Source organism: Actinoplanes sp. NPDC049802 (genome assembly GCF_040656595.1).
GTDB lineage: Bacteria > Actinomycetota > Actinomycetes > Mycobacteriales > Micromonosporaceae > Actinoplanes.
This window is the reverse complement of sequence record NZ_JBFAMR010000061.1, coordinates 12813-31189: the sequence shown is the minus strand read 5'-3', so window position 1 is coordinate 31189 and position 18377 is coordinate 12813. Positions and strand designations below refer to the sequence as shown.

The window sequence follows — 18377 nt, the reverse complement described above, 5'->3', positions numbered from 1 at the left end:
TCTGATCCGGGAGGGTGAGGCGATGACGGCCACAGCCGATGCGGCCGGGCGGGCGCTACTGGGCTTCGGTGGACTGGTCCGCAGGGCGAAGGTGTCCCCGGACGGGCGGGCGCTGTATCAGATCGGCGGCCGTGAGGCGGATGCGTTCTACCGGGATCGGTGGTCCTACGACAAGGTCGTGCGATCTACGCATGGCGTGAACTGCACCGGGTCGTGTTCGTGGAAGGTGTACGTCCGCGACGGGATCATCACGTGGGAGCAGCAGCAGGTCGACTACCCGAGCACAGGCCCGGACAAGCCGGAGTACGAGCCGCGCGGCTGCCCGCGCGGGGCGGCGTTCTCCTGGTACACCTACTCGCCGACCCGTGTGCGGTACCCGTACGCCCGCGGAATTCTGGTGGACATGTTCCGGGAGGCGAAGAAGCGCCTGGGTGACCCGGTCGCGGCGTGGGCCGACATCCAGGACGATCCGGTCCGGCGGCGCACCTATCAGCAGGCGCGCGGCCAGGGCGGTCTGGTCCGTGTCACCTGGGACGAGGCTCTGGAGATGGTCGCGGCGGCGCACGTGCACGCGATCAGGGAGTACGGGCCGGACCGGATCGCGGGGTTCTCGCCGATCCCGGCGATGAGCATGGTGTCGCACGCGGCCGGGGCCCGGTTCATGTCGCTGATCGGCGGGACGATGCTGTCGTTCTACGACTGGTACGCGGACCTGCCGGTCGCGTCGCCGCAGGTGTTCGGCGACCAGACCGACGTGCCCGAGTCCGGTGACTGGTGGGACGCGTCGTACCTGATGATGTGGGGCTCCAACGTGCCGGTCACGCGGACCCCGGACGCGCACTGGATGGCCGAGGCCCGGTACCGCGGCCAGAAGGTGATCGTGGTCAGCCCGGACTTCGCCGACAACGTGAAGTTCGCCGACGAGTGGATGCCCGCCCAGCCGGGCACCGACGGCGCGCTGGCGATGGCGATGGGGCACGTCATCCTGAAGGAGTTCTTCGTCGACCGGCGCACCCCGCGGTTCGTCGACTACGTCCGCAAGTACACCGACCTGCCCTTCCTGATCACCCTCGAGCCGGGGGCGGACGGGGCGTACCGGCCGGACCGGTTCCTGACCGACGAGGACCTGGGCGGCACGTCGGCGTTCAAGACGGTGCTGTGGGACTCGGTCACCGGCGCCCCGGCTGTGCCGCGCGGCAGTCTCGGCCACCGCTTCGGTGAGCCGGGCGAGTGGAACCTCGACCTGGGCGCCCTGGAGCCGGCCCTGACCTGCCTCGACACCGGCGAGTCGGTCGAGGTCGAACTGCCGCGCTTCGACACCGACACCCCGGGAGTGCTGCGCCGCGGCGTGCCCACCCGCACGGTCGGCGGCAAACTGGTGACCACGGTCTTCGACCTGTTGCTCGCCCAGTACGGGGTGGCCCGCCCCGCGCTGCCGGGTCAGTGGCCGGCCGGCTACGACGATGCGGCCACCCCGTACACCCCGGCCTGGCAGGAGCCGATCACCGGGGTGCCGGCCGCGCAGGTGGCCCGGGTGGCCCGGGAGTTCGCCGACAACGCGGAACGCTCCGGCGGCCGGTCGATGATCCTGCTCGGCGCGGGCGTCAACCAGTGGTTCCACGGCGACGCCACCTATCGCGGCATCCTGGCGCTGGTCACCCTGACCGGCTGCCAAGGGGTCAACGGTGGCGGGTGGGCGCACTACGTGGGCCAGGAGAAGTGCCGGCCGGTGACCGGCTGGCAGCAGCTCGCGTTCGCGCTGGACTGGGTCCGGCCGCCACGTCAGATGATCGGTACGGCGTACTGGTACACCCACACCGACCAGTGGCGTTACGACACCTACTCCGCCGACACGGTGTCCTCCCCCACCGGCACGGGCCTGTTCCACGGCAGGCACACCATGGACCTGCTCGCCCAGTCGGCACGGCTGGGCTGGATGCCGTCGATGCCGACCTTCAACCGCAATCCGCTGGATCTGGCCGACGAGGCCGGCGACGACCCGGGCGGCTATGTGGCGCAGGCTCTGCACGACAAGCGGCTCGGGTTCGCCTGCACCGATCCGGACGACGAGCAGAACTGGCCCCGGGTGTTCATCGCCTGGCGGGCCAACATCCTCGGCTCGTCGGCCAAGGGCAACGAGTACTTCCTGAAGCATCTGCTCGGCACCCGCTCGAACCTGCGCGCCGATGACGCCGGCCCCGAGCACCGGCCGCGGGACGTACGGTGGATCGACCAGGCCCCCGAAGGCAAGCTGGACATGATGGTCAGCCTGGACTTCCGGATGACCTCCACGACCCTGCTGTCCGACGTGGTGCTGCCGGCCGCCACCTGGTACGAGAAGCACGACCTGAACACCACGGACATGCACCCGTTCGTGCACGCGTTCACCCCGGCGATCAACCCGCCGTGGCAGACGCGCACCGACTTCGACATCTTCCACGGCCTGGCCCGCGAGTTCTCGGCCCTGGCGAAGACGCACCTGGGGGTGCGCAAGGACCTGGTGGCGGCGCCACTGCTGCACGACACGCCGGACGCGATGGCCACCCCGCACGGGCGGGTCCGCGACTGGCAGGCCGAGGGCGAGATGCCGGTACCCGGAAAAACCATGTCGAAGATCGTGGTGGTGGAGCGCGACTACGGTGCGATCGCCGACAAGATGGCCGCGCTCGGTCCGCTGCTCGACACGCTCGGCACCATCGGCAAGGGCGTCGCCGTCGACGTGAACCCGGAGATCGAGTATCTGCGGCGCAAGAACGGCGCGATCCGCGGCGGAATCGCCGACGGCCGGCCGTCACTGGCCAAGGACGTGCACGCCTGTGAGGCGATTCTGGCGTTGTCCGGCACCACGAACGGCCGGGTCGCCACGGTCGGGTTCAAGGATGTCGAGAAACGCACCGGGGTGAAGCTGGCCGATCTGGCCGCCGAGCACGAGGGCAAGCAGATCACCTTCGCCGACTGCCAGGCCCGCCCGGTTCCGGTGATCACCAGCCCGGAATGGTCCGGCAGTGAGCACGGCGGCCGTCGCTACTCGCCGTTCACCATCAACGTGGAACGGCTCAAGCCGTGGCACACGCTGACCGGCCGCCAGCACTTCTACGTCGCCCACGACTGGATGCACGAGGCCGGCGAGACGCTGCCGATCTTCCGGCCGCCGCTGAACATGCACCGCCTGTTCGGTGAGCCGCAGCTCGGCCGCAACGGCGAGCTGGAGATCACCGTCCGGTACCTGACGCCGCACTCGAAGTGGTCGATCCACTCGGAGTACCAGGACAACCTGATCATGCTGACGCTGTCCCGGGGCGGGCCGACGATGTGGATGAGCGAGCAGGACGCCGCGAAGATCGGGGTACGGGACAACGACTGGATCGAGGCGGTCAACCGTAACGGTGTGGTGGTCTGCCGGGCCATCCTGAGCCACAAGATGCCCGAGGGCACGGTGTACTTCTACCACGCCCAGGAACGCGTGATCGACGTGCCGAAAGCCGAGATCAACGGCCGGCGCGGCGGCATCCACAACTCGCTGACCCGGCTGCTGGTCAAACCCACCCACATCATCGGCGGGTACGCCCAGCTGTCGTTCGCGTTCAACTACCTCGGCCCGACCGGCAACCAGCGTGACGAGGTCACCGTCATCCGCCGCCGTTCCCAGGACGTGGAGTACTGACATGCGCGTGATGGCCCAAGTGGCGATGGTCATGAACCTGGACAAGTGCATCGGCTGCCACACCTGCTCGGTCACCTGCAAGCAGGCCTGGACGAACCGCTCCGGCGTCGAGTACGTGTGGTTCAACAACGTCGAGTCCCGGCCCGGGCAGGGCTACCCGCGCACCTACCAGGATCAGGACAGGTGGCAGGGCGGCTGGGTGCGTACCGCCACCGGGCGGCTCAAACCCCGCGCCGGCGGCCGGGTGAAGAAGCTATTCAGCATCTTCGCCAACCCCAAGCTGCCGGCCATGCAGGACTACTACGAGCCCTGGACCTACGACTACGAGCACCTGCTCACCGCACCGGCCGGCACCGACCTCCCGGTCGCCCGCCCGAAGAGCCTGCTCACCGGCCAGGACACGAAAGTCACCTGGTCGGCGAACTGGGACGACTCCCTCGGCGGCGGCAACGAGGTCCTCGCCGCCGACCCCGTACTCCAGCAGGTGTCCGATCAGGTGCGGCAGGAGTATGAGAAGGCGTTCCTGTTCTTCCTCCCGCGCATCTGCGAGCACTGCCTGAACCCGTCCTGCGCGGCCTCCTGCCCGTCCGGGGCGATCTACAAGCGGGCCGAGGACGGGATCGTGCTGGTCGACCAGGACCGGTGCCGGGGCTGGCGGATGTGTGTGACCGGCTGCCCGTACAAGAAGGTGTACTTCAACCACCGCACCGGCAAGGCGGAGAAGTGCACGTTCTGCTTCCCGCGCATCGAGATCGGCCAGCCCACCATCTGCTCCGAGACCTGCGTCGGCCGGCTGCGCTACATCGGCGTCATGCTCTACGACGCCGACCGGGTCGCAAAAGCCGCCGCGGTCAAGGACGAACACGACCTGTACGACGCGCAGCGCTCGGTGTTCCTCGACCCGCACGACCCCGCCGTCGCGCGGGCGGCGCTCGCCGCCGGCATCCCCGAGGACTGGATCGACGCCGCGAAACGGTCCCCGGTCTGGGACCTGATCATGAAGTACGAGGTAGCGCTGCCCTTGCACCCGGAGTACCGGACCATGCCGATGGTCTGGTACATCCCGCCGCTGTCCCCGGTCGTCGACGTGCTGCGCGACACCGGCCACGACGGCGAGGACCCGCACAACCTGTTCGGCGCGGTGGACGCGCTGCGCATCCCCCTGGAGTACCTGGCCGCGCTGTTCACCGCCGGCGACCCGGAACCGGTGCGGGCCGTGCTGAACCGGCTCGCGGCGATGCGCTCCTACCAGCGGCGCATCAACCTCGGCGAGAAGCCCGACACCTCGATCCCGGCGGCGGTCGGCATGACACCGCAGGAGATGGACGACATGTACCGGCTGCTGGCCATCGCCAAGTACGAGCAGCGCTACGTCATCCCGGCCGCACACGCCGAGGACGCCCACCGCCTCGAACAACTCGGCACCGAATGCTCCCTGGACTACGACGGCGGACCCGGCATGTACCAGACCGGGCCGTTCGGCGAAGCCTCCGGAACACCGGTTCCGGTACAGGTGGAGACGTTCCACATGCTGCGCAACCGGCAGACCGCCGACGGGTTCACCGACCCGGGCGACGAACCCCGCCGGGTCAACCTGCTCAACTGGGACGGCAAGGGCAACCCCGAGGGCCTGTTCCCGCCCCGCCGTGATCCCGGCGCCGGCGGCGGGGCCACCGGCGGCCCCGGCGTGATCGACGAGGACCGGTCGTGACCGCGCTCTGGCGGCCGATCGCCGCCCGCGCTGCGTCGCTGCTGCTGCGCTACCCCGACGAAGAGGTGCTCGCTGCACTGCCTGTCATCGGTGACGCGCTCCCGGGGCTGCCCGGCGAGGTCGCCGAGCCACTGGCGGTGGTGGCCGGGCACCGCGACACCACCGACGCCGGATCGCTGCGCACCGAATACGTGGAGCTGTTCGACTTCCGGCGCCGCGCCAGCCTGCACCTGACGTACTACACCTGCGGCGACACCCGCAAACGCGGCGAAGCCCTCGCCGACTTCGCCGCCACCTACCGCCACGCCGGCCTCGAACTCGTCGACGGGGAACTACCCGACTACCTCCCGGCCGTGCTCGACCTCGCCGCCGAACACGACTCCGGCTGGCAGCTGCTGCGCGACAACCGCATCGGCCTCGACCTGCTGACCGCCTCCCTCGAGAAGGACGGTTCGGTGTACCGGCACGCCGTCGATGCGGTCCGCGCCATGCTGCCGTCGGCCTCCCCCCGCGACCTGGCCGCCGCCGCCCACCTGGCGCGTTCCGGCCCGCCCGCCGAACAGGTGGGCCTCGAACCCTTCGGACTCTCCACCATCAGCGGGGGACGCAGATGAACACCACCGACATCCTGCTCTGGGTCGTCTACCCATACCTGTCGATCGCGATCCTGATCGGCGGCACCATCTGGCGCTACCGCTACGACAAGTTCGGCTGGACCACCCGCTCCTCCCAGCTCTACGAAACATCGATCCTGCGCTGGGGCAGCCCGCTGTTCCACTTCGGCGTGCTGTTCGTGCTCATCGGCCACGTCATCGGCCTGCTCATCCCCAAGTCGTGGACCGAGGCCGTCGGCATCACCGAACACGCCTACCACCTGATGGCGGTGTTCATCGGTACCGTCGCCGGGCTGTGCACCCTGATCGGCATGGCCCTGCTCATCGCCCGCCGCCGGCTGACCGGCCCGGTGTTCGCCGCCACCACCAAGAACGACAAGGCCATGTACGTGGTCCTCGCCGCAGTGATCCTCTGCGGTCTCTGGGCCACCGTGCGCGCCAACGTCTCCGGCGACGGCTACGACTACCGCGAAACCGTCTCACCCTGGCTGCGCTCGCTGTTCTACTTCCAGCCCGACCCCGAGCTGATGGCCGCCGTGCCCACCACCTTCCAATTCCATGTGATCGCCGCGTTCGCGCTCTTCGCGTTCTGGCCGTTCACCCGGCTCGTGCACGCGTTCAGCGCCCCTGTCGGCTATCTAACCCGCCCGTACGTCGTCTACCGCTACCGCGACACCCGCGGTGGCCTGCGCCCCACCCGGCCCGGCTGGGATCGGCCCGCCGCGCCCACCGGCCGATCCCGCAACACCCGCTGACGCCCCGAGGAGCTCGCATCATGCAGATCACGTCGCTGGCCGACCTCACCCAGCAGCACCTGGACATCGCCCGACAGGCCAACAGCGGCCGCAGCGCCCACACCGTGTACGGCGGACACACCAAGACACTGCGGCAAACCCTCATCGCCCTGGTCGGCGGTCAGAAACTCGACGAACACGAGAACCCCGGAGAGGCCACCCTGCAGGTACTCCACGGACAAGTGCGACTGCTCGCCGGTGCTGATGAACACAGCGCAGCCACCGGCGACCTGCTGATCATCCCCGACGCCCGGCACAGCCTCGAAGCCCTCGACGACAGCGTCATCCTGCTCACCGTCGCCAAGATCGGCCAGCCCTGACGGTTGATCTCGGATCGGCGATTCAACAGGGTGCGGTCACAGTGGTCAGGTCGGACGCGACATCTGGCGTGTGATGGCAGAAGCGGCCAACACTCGCTTGGGTCCGCTCAGCGGGCGCGGACGGGCAGCGGGCTGACGCGTAGCAGGCTGGATGAGGCAAGCGATCCGGTGGCACACCGTAGCTGCCGACAGGTGCTGCGAACTGGTCATAGCCACGGCAGTTCGGCAGCGCAGATGTCGAACTGCCGTGGACTGCGCGCGCCGCTCCGTGCCTCTCCTCAGAGAGGCATGCGTCCTGCTCAGTGGGCGGTGGTCTTCCGGTTGCGGAGGATGCGGCGGATACCAAGAAGTACGATGCCGAGCCCGACGCCGCCGATGAGGAACCCGAGGAAGAGGAACAGGAAGATCGGACTCAGTCCGAGCGCCTTTGCCTCGGTGCCGAGGATCGTGCCGATCAGGAAACCGAACAGCGGCCCCAGGACCGTCACCCCGGCGCCGATGATGACCAGCCAGACGCCCGGCGGGACCGGGGTCAGCCGGATCGGGCGGCCCTTCTCGGGGTTGGTTTCGAGTTCAGTGGTCATCATGTGTCCTTTCCGCGGCATTGGTCACGGGTGACGTCCCGTTGACGCCGGGCGCGACCCTGCCACGCATGGCGTCGAGGAACGGACCGATGATGTCCATCGGCAGAGGGAAGACGACGGTGGAGTTGTGGTCGGCACCGAGTTCGAGCAGGGTCTGCAGGTAGCGCAATTGCAGGCTGGCCGGGCTCTCGCTCAAGGTTCTTGCGGCGTCGCGCAGTTCCGCCGACGCCTGGAGCTCGCCCCGGGCGTTGATCACCTTGGCGCGTCGCTCCCGCTCGGCTTCGGCTTCGCGTGCCATGGCGCGCTGCATGGCCTCGGGGATCTCGACGTCCTTGATCTCCACGACGTCGACCTTGACACCCCAGGGCTCGGTCATGGACGCGATCGACTTCGCGAGGTCCTCGTTGAGATCTGCCCGGTGAGCGAGCAGTGTGTCGAGATCGGCCCGGCCGACGACCGACCGCAGGGTGGTCTGGGCGATCTGTGAGGTGGCGACCGCGTGGTTTTCCACCGACATCACGGACTTCACCGGGTCGACCACGCGGAACAGCACGACGGCGTTGACCCGGGCCGGGACGTTGTCGCGGGTGATCACCTCCTGCGGTGGGATGGTGAGCGTGACGACGCGCAGATCCACCCTGACCAGCTTGTCGAAACCGGGCAGCAGCAGCCGGACGCCCGGACCGAGTGGCTCCCGCAGCCGTCCCAGCCGGAACGCCACACCGCGTTCGTACTCTTTCAGCACCCGCAGCGAAGACAGCATCACGACCACCAGCAGCATGAGGATGACGACGATCGCGATGATCATCGGGCTGTCTCCGATCCGGGTTCGCGTCGCTCGGATGCGTAGCCGGAGCGCCGTCGGAACAGCGCGGCCGCGGCAGCCTCCCGCTCGGCAACCGCGTCGTCGAGCGATTGGTGGGCCATCCCTTCGGGGATGAACACCGGGTTCCGGCGCAGATGAGACCAGAGCGGCAGGCTCAGCAGCAGTGCCATCACCACGGCGACGATCAGGACGAGCAGCGAGTCGTGGCTCGGGCCGGTGAGCGCGGTGCCGATCGGCCACACCAGGCCCAGCACGACCACCACGCAGGCGATGCCGCGGTGGAACCGTGCTGCTTCGGAGGCCGGCCATGAGTCGACCGCTCGCTGGACCTCGCGCCCGGAGGCGGACGTCGTGCAGGTGGCCTTGACCGGGCAGGCGTTGCAGACCGACGGGGTACCGCGGTAGCGCATGACGCGGTTCTGTGCGTCGAAGGACTGCGGCCACAGCCATTGGTCCTGCGGGCACTGCCATGCGTCATGGTCTTGGTGGTAGACGAAGCCGCCGGATAGGCCGCCTTCAGAGACCGACGCCGCGCGGCGCGCCAGCGCGTCGATGATGTACGCGAGCCCCACCAGAGCCAGGCAGTAGCCGGCTGCCAGCCAGGTCTCCACGGCGACAGCGGAGGTGGAGAACCCGGTCACGGCTCGTCTGCCTCGTCGCGGCGGTCGGAGGCGTAGCGGCTGCGCGACCGGGGCAGCTCCTCGGCCGTGCCTGCAGCGCCGGCCCGGACCGGGATGCCGGTGCGGTCGTGCGCCGCCTCGGGGGTTTCCTCGACGTAGAGCGTCTCCGGTGGCATCTGCGTCGCTGTCGGCTTGATGCCGTGACGGATACCGAGGTAGGTGATCCACAGGAACGGCAGCACACCGCCGATGATCAGGATGAGGTCACCGGGCATCCGCATCCATTCCAGCAGGGCGTTGCCTGGTTCGGTGATGTAGTTGAGCGTGCGTGCCTCGAAGTATCCGTCGTTGACGGAGTGCCACAGCTGCAGGATGCCCAGCGGCAGCAGTGTCACGAACACCATCCAGGCCAGGCCGATGTTCAGTGACCAGAAGGAGATCTTCGCGAGTTTGTCGGGCCATTTCGCTGCCGGGACGATGTAGCGCAGCGCGAACAGCGCCAGACCGACGGCGAGCATGCCGTACACGCCCATCATCGCGCCGTGTGCGTGGTTCGCGGTCAGCGCGGTGCCGATCTGATAGTAGGAGACGATCGGCAGGTTGATCAGGAAGCCGAAGACGCCGGCGCCGACGAAGTTCCAGAAACCGACGGCCACTAGGAACATCACCGACCAGCGGTGCGGGAACGGCGCGCTGCTGCGGGTCTGCTGCCGCGATCCCAGTTGCAGGAACGTCCACGCCTCGACGGTCAGGAACGTCAGCGGGATCACCTCGAGCGCCGAGAAGAACGCCCCGAGCGCCATGTGCTCCACCGGCGTGCCGGAGAAGTACAGGTGGTGCATCGTCCCGATCACACCACCGGCGGAGTACAGGATGACGTCAAGGAAGATGATGTGGATGGCGATACGGCGGCGGACCACGCCCAGCATCACGAAGATGTAGGCCACCATCACCGTGGTGAACAGCTCCAGGAAGTCCTCGACCCAGAGGTGTACGACCCAGAAGCGCCAGAACTCGGCGACGGTCAGATGGCTTCCGGTTGACGCGAGCATGCCGACCGCGTAGAAGGCCGGGATCGCCAGACCTGCGTAGAGGAACAGCCACGGCATGTTGAGCTTGTGCTCGGTCTTCAGTCGCGACCGGATCCCGCGATAGACGATCGCGATCCACAGGAACAAGCCCACGATCAGCAGGGCCTGCCAGAACCTCGGCAGGTCCAGGTACTCCCACTGCTGGTCGAAGAAGATCGACCCCTTCGCCCAGTCGGCGCCGAAGATGCTGATCGCCTCGCCGGCCAGCGAGCCGACGACCACGATCACCAGCGCGCCGAGCAGACCCCAGGCCAGCCAGTGCTGCCGCCGGGGCTCGCGGCCCGCGATGATCGGCGTGAGGAAGATACCGGCCGCGAGGAATGCCGCCGCGGTCCAGAACAGCGACAGCTGCACGTGCCAGGTCCGGGCTAGATTGAACGGCAGCACCTGCGCGAGGTCGATGCCGAAGAACGTGCTCAGGTCGGCGCGGTAGTGCTCGATCGCGCCGCCCAGCAGCGCCTGCACCAGGAACAGCGCGGCCACGACGAAGAAGAACCACGAAGTAACCTTCTGCGCCTTGGTGATCTGCACCTCGCCCGGCTGGCGGAACGCCAGCGACGGCTGCTCCGCGGCATGCCAGCCGATGTTGCGGCTCCACCGCCCGTAGAGCGCGAACAGAGCACCCAAGCCGACCAGCAGGGCCGTCAACGACAATCCGGACCAGACCACGATGTCAGCGGTCGGGGTGTTGTCGACGCGCGGTTCCGGCGGCCAGTTATTGGTGTAGGAGTAGCTGTGGCCAGGCCGTTCCGCAGCGCTCGCCCACGCCGTCCACGAGAAGAACGCGGTCAGCTCGTGGATCTCGCGAGGATCAGTGATCACCTGAGGGATGAGGCCGAACTTCGTGCTGTCGGTGCCGAAGAAGTCGGCGTAGTGCCGGGTGGCGGCCTCGAACGCCGAGACCTGCTCCGCGGTGAACACCAGCTCGCCGCTCGCCTCGTCGTACCGGTTCTCCCGCAGCATCTGCTTGGCGGCCTCGGCAGGCTCCTGCTGCCCGGTGCCGGCGAGCTCGCCCTTGATGTCCTCAGCCGAGATACGCAGATACTCGGCGGTGTAGTCAGGACCGAGGTAACCGCCGTGGCCCATCACCGAGCCGTACTGCTGCAGCCCACGGCGTAGGAACGTTTGCTGCCCGGCGGTCACGTCCGCCCCGCTGTAGACCATCTGGCCGTCGGGACCGGTCACCCGCTGGGGCAACGGCATCGAGTCGGTATAGGTCCGCAAGGCCAGCATGCCCATCACGAAGAACCCGAAGACCATGACCAGGGCGACACCCTGCACCCAGCCCTTGGAAAGGTTCAGCTCCGCCCGCCCGGAGCCCTTCACCCACACCTGATCAGACAAGTCCTCGGCCTTCCGTCCCATCCGCGCTGCGCCTCGACCGTATCGACAAGTGAGATGTTGCGCAGCTCGAAGTTCTTCTCGACGGAAAAACTTGAATAGCCACCTATTCGAGTCGGGCCGGAGCCTCATCGAGCACACTGCGCTTCCCCTGTGGCGTGGAGGAGACATCACCTTCAGGGATGTGACCGCGATTGACGGAGACACGCAGAAAGGACGGCCAGCCGTCATGGACGGGAGTGCGGCTGGTCCGGGAGGCCAGCAAGCAGAACGCGTAGGTGGCCCGGGCCCTTGGGGATGAAGACCCTCGACGGCTCGGACGAAGTCGGCACGGCCGGCGCAACGTAGCCGCGCCGCTGTCCACAACCGGGGCCGCCTGCGGGACGTGGCGGCCAGGAGCACTGTCAGTGCAGTAGCAATCCGATGCCGGCCAGCAGAGTCATGCCGAGGATCAATGCAAGCACGACGATGGTGCGGTGGGCTGAGCCATCCGGTAGGTGCCGCAGCACCCGGGCGAGTGGGCCGATGGGTAGCGGTTTGCGTGCGGCCATGGGAACTCCTTGGATCGGTGGTGAGTTTCGGCTGACGCCGATGAACTGTTTCAGCCCTGAGCCGCGTCGAGTTGTCGGTGTCGGGCGAGCAGCACCGCCCGGTACTTCCGTGCCCGGTGCAGGGCGAGGCCCGAGGCACTGAGCAACGCTGCCGCGGCCGCGGCCGCGGCCACCACTCCAGTGACGCCCTCACGGGCGGCGGCGATGGCCAGCATGCCGGCTGATGTTGCTGCGCTGAAGGCGATGGCCAGCCAGGCGGTCACGACACGGTCGATGGCGAACAGTGGATGCCGCATCAGCGCCCAGCTGGCGCATCCGGCCCAGAGCAGTCCGGCCGCGATGATCGCGGTGAAGGCGAGCCGGGTTCTCGCTGGCAGCGACCCGTCTTCGGTGATCCACAACAGCGTCACGAGGATCGCGACGGCGGAGCCACCGAGGCCGGCGACGGCGTATCCGATCCGCCGGGCCAGCGACAGCCCGCGAGTGAGGTCTCGCACGGTGAATCCGGGATGGTCTGTCATGACCGGTACCCCTGTCTTGTCATCTGCTCACGCAACATCCGGCGAGCCCGGAACAACCGGGACTTGACGGTGCCCGGCGGGACCTCCAAAATCTCCCCGCACTCCTGCAGGGCCAGGTCTTGTAGGTAGAACAGCACCAGGACCTCACGTTCGCGGACCGGTAGCGCCGCCAGGCCCGCCGCCACCTCGACACGATCCACAACGTCGGCGGATTCGTCGGCGCTGACCGTGTCGGTGTCGAGCTCTGCCGATTCAGGGGCGTCGTATTTCTCGCGCAGGCGGTTAAGAACCGCCCGCCGAGCGATAGTCAACAGCCACGGCGCGAACCGCTCGGGATGCAGCAGCCGCGGCAATCCACGCAGCGCGGCCGCCCACACCTCTTGGCTGACGTCGTCAGCCAAGCCTGGAGCGTCGAGCATGCGACGCTGCGGATGCCGAAAACCTCATCCACCCTGGGCAAAGCCATCTCGATCACCGACGCGTGGGCCTGACCCGCGGGCTGGATTCAGAGACCAGACCTCGGCGATGCTCGATGCAGAGTGCTCCGCGAGGATGATCTGGTTGTGTTGCTGCGACTGGCGTATCTCGGTGTGACCAACGCTCTGGCCCTACTGCGGCTGTTGCCGATGAGCGACCGTGACAAGGACGCTGAGATCCTGGCCTTGCGGCACCAGATCATGGTGCTCGAACGGCAACTCGGTGGCGAACGGGTCCGGTTCGCTCCCGCGGACAGGGCGTGGCTGGCGGCTCTGCTGCACCCGCTACCTCGAACGGTGCTGAACCAGCTGCGGCTGCTCGTGCGCCCGGACACCGTGCTGCGCTGGCACCGTGACCTGATCGCCCGACGGCACGCCCGACGATCCCGGCCTCGCCGGGCCGGACGGCCACGAACCCTCCGGTCGATCCGCACCCTGGTACTACGTCTGGCCCGAGAGAACAGCGGCTGGGGATACCGGCGCATCCACGGCGAACTACTCGTCCTCGGAGTCAAGGTCGCCGCGTCCACCGTGTGGGACATCCTCCACGACGCCGGCATCGACCCGGCACCCGAACGCACGAACAGCACCTGGGCAACCTTCCTGCGCTCCCAAGCACGAGGCCTGATCGCCGCGGACTTCTTCGAGACCGTGACACTGACCGGCGCCCGCCTGTACGTCCTCGCGGTGATCGAACACGCCACCCGCCGCGTCCGGGTCCTCGGCGTCACGCCCCATCCGACCGCCGCCTGGGTCACGCAGGCCGCCCGGAACCTGATCATGGACCTCGAAGACGCCGGCTGCCAGGTCAAGTATCTGATCCGTGATCGCGACGGCAAGTACCCGGCCCTGTTCGACGCCATCCTCGCGGCTGCTGGTATCGGGGTCGTGCTCACCGGGGTACGGACGCCCCGGATGAACTCGATCATGGAACGATGGATCCAATCCTGCCGCCACGAGCTACTCAACCAAACCCTGATCTGGAATCAGGCGCATCTGCTGCACGCCCTGCGCGAGTACGAACGCCACCACAATCAGCACCGACCGCATCGAGGCATCGCGAACGCCCGACCCCTGCGAGCACTACCCGACCCCACCACCGAACCAGCAGCCCTCGCGCGTCTGCGCATCCACCGACATGATCGACTCGGCGGACTGCTCCACGAATACGAACATGCGGCCTGACCAGCACGGATGACATTCTCGGCACCCGCAAGGTCTGCAGCTTGCGAGCCAGGCGCCCGATCGCGTCGGCGGCTTTGAGGTGGCGGACCATGTCGTCGAGGGTGGTGAAGTAGACGGTGAACCCGGCTCGGCAGGCCGCGACCGCGAGAGCGACGGCGATGTGGGTCTTGCCGACCCCGGGCGTTATCCACGGGGCTTGAGCAGCTCGCTTCTACGTCAACAACGAGGGTGACCTTCTGCCGTGACGACTCGTTGTTTCCGCGTTATCAGCGGGTGGTCTTCAACGGATGGAACGTCAGCGGTGGCATACAGTCTTGCGGTTTCGCCGGCGGGCGGGGCGCGCACGTGGACCGTGGTCGACGGCGGTTACCGCACGGTGCTGCCGGTGGAGGACTGGCTGGAGGCGCACCGGCATCTGTGGTCGCCGAACACGGTCCGCGGTTATGCGACGGCGTTGGCGCAGTGGTGGACGTTCCTGGAACAGCGCGGCGAAGCCGACCAGTGGCGCGACGTCGGTGTCCCCGCGGTGACGGGGTTCTTGTCCTGGCTACGCAACGGCCGCACAGTCGAACACTCGATCGCCCCGGCCGACGACGTGCCGTCGGCGCAGACGCTGGAGGCACGGCTGGCCGCGTTGATCTCGTTCTATCGGTGGCAGGAAGCGGTCTGCGACGTGCCGGTCGCCCGCCGGCTCCTGCGCGGAGTGCCACGACGCCGACCCGCGCGGGGGCTGCTGGCTCACCTGGACGCCCGGACGTCGCCAGCACCGTCGTCGTTGGTGCGGGTCCGGCGCCAACGCAGCCGTGACCGGCCGCCGGTGCTGCTGCCCGGCGAGATCCAGGCGGTCCTGGACGGCTGCGCGGTTTACGACGCCACGGCCGGACGCTGGGTGGGCAATCTGCGTGATCGGTTGCTGTTCGCGGTGCTGGCCGAGACCGGGATGCGCCTGGGCGAGCTGCTCGGGATGCGGATCTGCGACTTCGTGATGGGTCGTGGCGGCACCCCCTTTGTCGAGGTCGTGCCGCGCGAGGACAACCCGAACGGCGCCCGGGTGAAGATGATGCGCCCGCGCCGGGTCTATGTCGGCGTGGACCTGGAACAGCTGTTCGGCGACTACCTGACGCACCTGGCCTGCCGGGCCGCCGAAGCTGGTGTCGCGGTCACCGCCGAGCATCCGTTGTGGGTGAACCTGGACCGGCCGCCGCTGCTGGCCGCGCTGCGGGAGGGAACCGTGCGGGACAAGACCGAAGCGTTGCGCCGCAAGGGAATCGGCCCGCCCGGGTGGACTCCGCACTGGTTCCGGCACAGCCACGCCACCGCGCTGCTGCTGGCCGGCACCGCCGAGTGGGTGGTGGCCCGCCGGTTGGGACACGCCCACGTGCAGACCACGCTCGACCTTTACGGCTGGGTCCGGGAGGACGAGGCGCTGCGGGCCGCGGCGAACTGGACGTCCTACGCGAACTCCTGGCAGGTCAGCGATGAGCGGTGAGCACACCAGGCCGCGGCTGGCCGCGGCGGAGGACCCGATCTGGCCGCTCTGGCGGGCGCTGCCCGAGCCATGGCGGGGCCCGGTCATCGGCGAGGGCATCGAGAACTGGCTGGCGATCAGCGAGAACAACGAACGCCGGTTGAATCTCGTCGGGCTGCCCGAGGTGATCGCGGCGGAGATCGCGTGGATGGCGCACTGGCAGGCCGTCGACGGCACCCGCTCATCGATCCTGGCCTTCAACCAGCTGGCCAACATCCTGCGCCGGGCGATCGCTCAGGGGCATCCGTTCCCTGGCTCGATCCGGCAGATGGACTGGACGGTCGCCGAGGCGCTGCAAGGCTGGTTCTACGCCACCCGTTGGAAGCGGCTGCCGCCGAGCGGCGCCCGGGCCCGGCTGCGGGTGGTGTTCCGCTTCGCCCGGCTCGCCCTGCTGGCCGCCTGCCACGACGGCGCGTGGTGGGAGCTGGACGACTGGCATCCCCGCTGTGATCCCCGGATTCCGCTGTCGGCGCGGGAGCCGCTGGCCAACCACGGCTGCTCGCTGAGCACGATCACCCGCCTCTGGCTACGGGCGGCAGCCAAGTGGTATCTCGGGACCATGCTGGCGTCCGGGACGCTGCGGTGGACCACGGTCAGCCAGGAACGACTCAAATGCCTACGGCGTTTCGACGTCTGGCTGGACACTCTCGGTGACCCACTGCTGGTGCTCGGCGATCCGGCGGCGGCCGCTGGCCAGGCCGCCGCGTTCGCCCGCTGGACCGCTGATGGGCGCAACCGCCGACTACGCGAAGAAGACGACCGGCATCTCGGCAAGCCCGTGCACCAACGGCTCATCAACGACGACCTGCGGGCGGTGGCCGAACTGCTCGCCTTCATCGCAGACAACCCCGCCGAGGCCCGGACCGTGCTCGGCCACAGCCCTTGGCAGCACGTCACCCAAGCCCACGCGGCCAGCTGGTTCCGGCAGGTCAAACGCATCCCGCACGGACGCGACATCAACGACGAACACTACGTCGATGACTCTGCCTTGGCCCAGATCACCGCTGCGCTGCCGCTCATCGGCACTGACCGCGAGCAGCAGATCCCGGTGCGTCGCGGCGACGGCCAGCAGGTGAGCGCCGCCGGTCTCGGCGATCCGCAGGTCCAACGGATGATCCTGCTGCAGATCCTCACCGGCCGACGCGCCAGCGAGATCCGCACCTGCGACTTCGACTGCCTCGCCAGCGTCCCGGACCGCCTCGTCGACGCCGCCGAGGGCGAGCAACTCGCCCGGTTCCGCTACGCTCAAAGCAAGATCGACGTCGCTCCGGACACGATCCTCGTCGGCACCGACGTCACCCAGGTCATCGCCGAACAGCAGGACTGGATCCGCCAGCACTTCCCGGGCCGCACCCCACGCTTCCTGTTCCAGCAGCGCACCGGCAACCGCAGCGGCGACAAGCCCTACCCGTCCGGCACCTACACCTGGATCCTGCGCGAGTTCAGCAACATCGTCCAGATCATCGACAGTCAAGGCCGGCCGGTGCGGCTCAGCCACACCCACCGCTTCCGCCACACCCGGCTGACCCGGCTGGCCGAGCTCGGGCTCCCGATCCACGTCCTGCAGCGCTACGCCGGCCACGCCACCCCGACCATGTCCATGCACTACATCGCCCACCGGCAAGAACACGCCGAGCAGGCGTTTCTCGCCACCGTCAAGATCAAGGCCGACGGCACCCAAGTGCGGTTCTCCCGTGACGACCACGACAGCCTGCACCTGCTCGACCGCGCCGACCGGTTCCTGCCGCACGGCTGGTGCCTGCTGCCTCCGCTGCAGACCTGCGACAAAGGCAACGCCTGCTTGACCTGCTCGATGTTCGTCACCGATGCCACTCACCAGAGCACGCTGCAACGCCAGCTCGCCGACACCGAACAGCTCATCGCCCGCAGCACCGCCGCCTTCCAGCAGCGTCACGGCCGGCCCATGCCCGACGACAACGTCTGGCTGGTCCAGCGCCGCGCCGAACAGGCCGCGCTGACCCGGCTACTCGCCACGCTCGGCGACCCCCAGTGCGGCGCGGTCCAAGGCGCCGGCTGCGGCACTGCCCCGACCGGACCGGTCCCGGTCTCCCTCGACACCCGCCGACGGGGCCAGCCATGACCGACGACCGCACCCGACGCACCGCCATCCTGGCCACCGCGGCGAAGGCCAAGTCACAGGCCAAGACCACCGCCGCGGAACGCGCCATCCGCGCCCTGGTCAAACGCGGTGAAGCGATCACGTTCCAGGCGGTCGGCCGCGAGGCCGGCGTCTCGCACGCCTTCCTATACCAGAGTCCGGAGCTACGCCGCCGCATCGAGTACCTGCGCAGCCAGGCGCGGCCCACGCCCGCCGCCAGGCCGGACACAAACGGCAGCGACACCGTTGTGCTGGCACTCACCGCCCAGATCGAGCAACTCAAGACGCGGCATCGGCAGGAAATGCAGGCCCTCCGCGCCGCTCTCGAACAAGCCCACGGCGAGAACCTCGACCTGCGGCGAGAGCTCGCTCGGCGCGGCGCAGCGCCGTCCTGACCCACCCGGTTTTGTCGGTGCCCGACTCCATAATCCT

Annotated in this window: 16 protein-coding genes and 1 pseudogene; 9 read left to right on the top strand and 8 right to left on the bottom strand. The window is 68.5% G+C overall.

Features of this window, described 5'->3' with window-relative positions; genetic code table 11:
• The first annotated feature begins 22 nt into the window (after positions 1 to 22).
• From AB0I88_RS31240 to AB0I88_RS31220, 5 genes are read left to right on the top strand one after another with little or no spacing between them, the layout of a single operon-like run.
• Positions 23 to 3664 (top strand): nitrate reductase subunit alpha, encoded by a 3642-nt coding sequence (locus AB0I88_RS31240; protein ID WP_361032701.1) that lies wholly within the window; start codon positions 23 to 25, stop codon positions 3662 to 3664.
• A 1-nt stretch (position 3665) separates the two neighbouring features.
• Entirely contained in the window at positions 3666 to 5375 is a 1710-nt protein-coding gene (narH, locus tag AB0I88_RS31235; protein ID WP_361032698.1) for a nitrate reductase subunit beta, read from the top strand.
• Positions 5372 to 5989 carry a nitrate reductase molybdenum cofactor assembly chaperone gene (gene narJ, locus AB0I88_RS31230; protein WP_361032695.1) on the top strand — a complete coding sequence of 206 codons (618 nt, stop codon included), beginning with the start codon at positions 5372 to 5374 and terminating at the stop codon, positions 5987 to 5989. The genes narH and narJ overlap by 4 nt, the downstream gene beginning before the upstream one ends.
• The gene (narI, locus tag AB0I88_RS31225; RefSeq protein ID WP_361032692.1) at positions 5986 to 6744 is read left to right on the top strand and encodes a respiratory nitrate reductase subunit gamma; all 759 of its coding nucleotides are present in this window, start codon (positions 5986 to 5988) and stop codon (positions 6742 to 6744) included. Before narJ ends, narI begins: the two co-directional genes overlap by 4 nt.
• 20 nt (positions 6745 to 6764) lie before the next feature.
• Complete coding sequence (locus AB0I88_RS31220; RefSeq protein ID WP_361032689.1) at positions 6765 to 7103, top strand: cupin domain-containing protein; 339 nt, start codon at positions 6765 to 6767, stop codon at positions 7101 to 7103.
• Positions 7104 to 7402: 299 nt separating this feature from the next.
• Here the strand turns inward: AB0I88_RS31220 and AB0I88_RS31215 are convergent, their stop codons facing one another.
• The 7 genes from AB0I88_RS31215 to AB0I88_RS31185 all read right to left on the bottom strand — a co-directional run bounded on the left by AB0I88_RS31215 (position 7403) and on the right by AB0I88_RS31185 (position 13056).
• A complete protein-coding gene (locus tag AB0I88_RS31215; protein WP_361032686.1) occupies positions 7403 to 7687 on the bottom strand; it encodes a hypothetical protein in 285 nt (94 codons plus the stop codon).
• Positions 7677 to 8495: a slipin family protein gene (locus AB0I88_RS31210; RefSeq protein ID WP_361032683.1), complete on the bottom strand. Its 819-nt coding sequence runs from the start codon at positions 8493 to 8495 to the stop codon at positions 7677 to 7679. Before AB0I88_RS31210 ends, AB0I88_RS31215 begins: the two co-directional genes overlap by 11 nt.
• On the bottom strand, positions 8492 to 9124 hold the full coding sequence (locus tag AB0I88_RS31205) for a hypothetical protein (RefSeq protein WP_361032680.1): 633 nt from the start codon (positions 9122 to 9124) through the stop codon (positions 8492 to 8494). The genes AB0I88_RS31210 and AB0I88_RS31205 overlap by 4 nt, the downstream gene beginning before the upstream one ends.
• A 26-nt stretch (positions 9125 to 9150) precedes the next feature.
• Positions 9151 to 11697 carry a cbb3-type cytochrome c oxidase subunit I gene (locus AB0I88_RS31200; protein ID WP_361032677.1) on the bottom strand — a complete coding sequence of 849 codons (2547 nt, stop codon included), beginning with the start codon at positions 11695 to 11697 and terminating at the stop codon, positions 9151 to 9153.
• A gap of 272 nt (positions 11698 to 11969) precedes the next feature.
• Positions 11970 to 12116, bottom strand: coding sequence for a hypothetical protein (locus tag AB0I88_RS31195; RefSeq protein ID WP_361032674.1), 147 nt, complete (start codon positions 12114 to 12116; stop codon positions 11970 to 11972).
• Between the two features lie 50 nt (positions 12117 to 12166).
• The gene (locus AB0I88_RS31190; protein WP_361032671.1) at positions 12167 to 12637 is read right to left on the bottom strand and encodes a hypothetical protein; all 471 of its coding nucleotides are present in this window, start codon (positions 12635 to 12637) and stop codon (positions 12167 to 12169) included.
• Positions 12634 to 13056, bottom strand: a complete 423-nt coding sequence (locus AB0I88_RS31185; protein WP_361032668.1) for a sigma-70 family RNA polymerase sigma factor — start codon at positions 13054 to 13056, stop codon at positions 12634 to 12636. The genes AB0I88_RS31190 and AB0I88_RS31185 overlap by 4 nt, the downstream gene beginning before the upstream one ends.
• A gap of 144 nt (positions 13057 to 13200) precedes the next feature.
• Here AB0I88_RS31185 and AB0I88_RS31180 point away from each other — a divergent pair, with 144 nt between their 5' ends.
• Positions 13201 to 14298 carry an integrase core domain-containing protein gene (locus AB0I88_RS31180; protein ID WP_361032665.1) on the top strand — a complete coding sequence of 366 codons (1098 nt, stop codon included), beginning with the start codon at positions 13201 to 13203 and terminating at the stop codon, positions 14296 to 14298.
• A gap of 31 nt (positions 14299 to 14329) precedes the next feature.
• Here AB0I88_RS31180 and AB0I88_RS31175 read toward each other — a convergent pair.
• Positions 14330 to 14485: pseudogene (locus AB0I88_RS31175) on the bottom strand (ATP-binding protein); the annotation flags it as partial.
• Between the two features lie 114 nt (positions 14486 to 14599).
• On the opposite strand from AB0I88_RS31175, the gene AB0I88_RS31170 reads away from it, so the two are divergent.
• Genes AB0I88_RS31170 through AB0I88_RS31160 form a run of 3 tightly spaced genes read left to right on the top strand, consistent with a single transcriptional unit; the run spans position 14600 to position 18340 of the window.
• A complete protein-coding gene (locus tag AB0I88_RS31170) occupies positions 14600 to 15787 on the top strand; it encodes a tyrosine-type recombinase/integrase (RefSeq protein WP_361032662.1) in 1188 nt (395 codons plus the stop codon).
• A complete protein-coding gene (locus tag AB0I88_RS31165) occupies positions 15777 to 17927 on the top strand; it encodes a tyrosine-type recombinase/integrase (RefSeq protein ID WP_361032660.1) in 2151 nt (716 codons plus the stop codon). Before AB0I88_RS31170 ends, AB0I88_RS31165 begins: the two co-directional genes overlap by 11 nt.
• The gene (locus AB0I88_RS31160) at positions 17924 to 18340 is read left to right on the top strand and encodes a DUF6262 family protein (protein WP_361032656.1); all 417 of its coding nucleotides are present in this window, start codon (positions 17924 to 17926) and stop codon (positions 18338 to 18340) included. Before AB0I88_RS31165 ends, AB0I88_RS31160 begins: the two co-directional genes overlap by 4 nt.
• Positions 18341 to 18377: the final 37 nt, after the last annotated feature.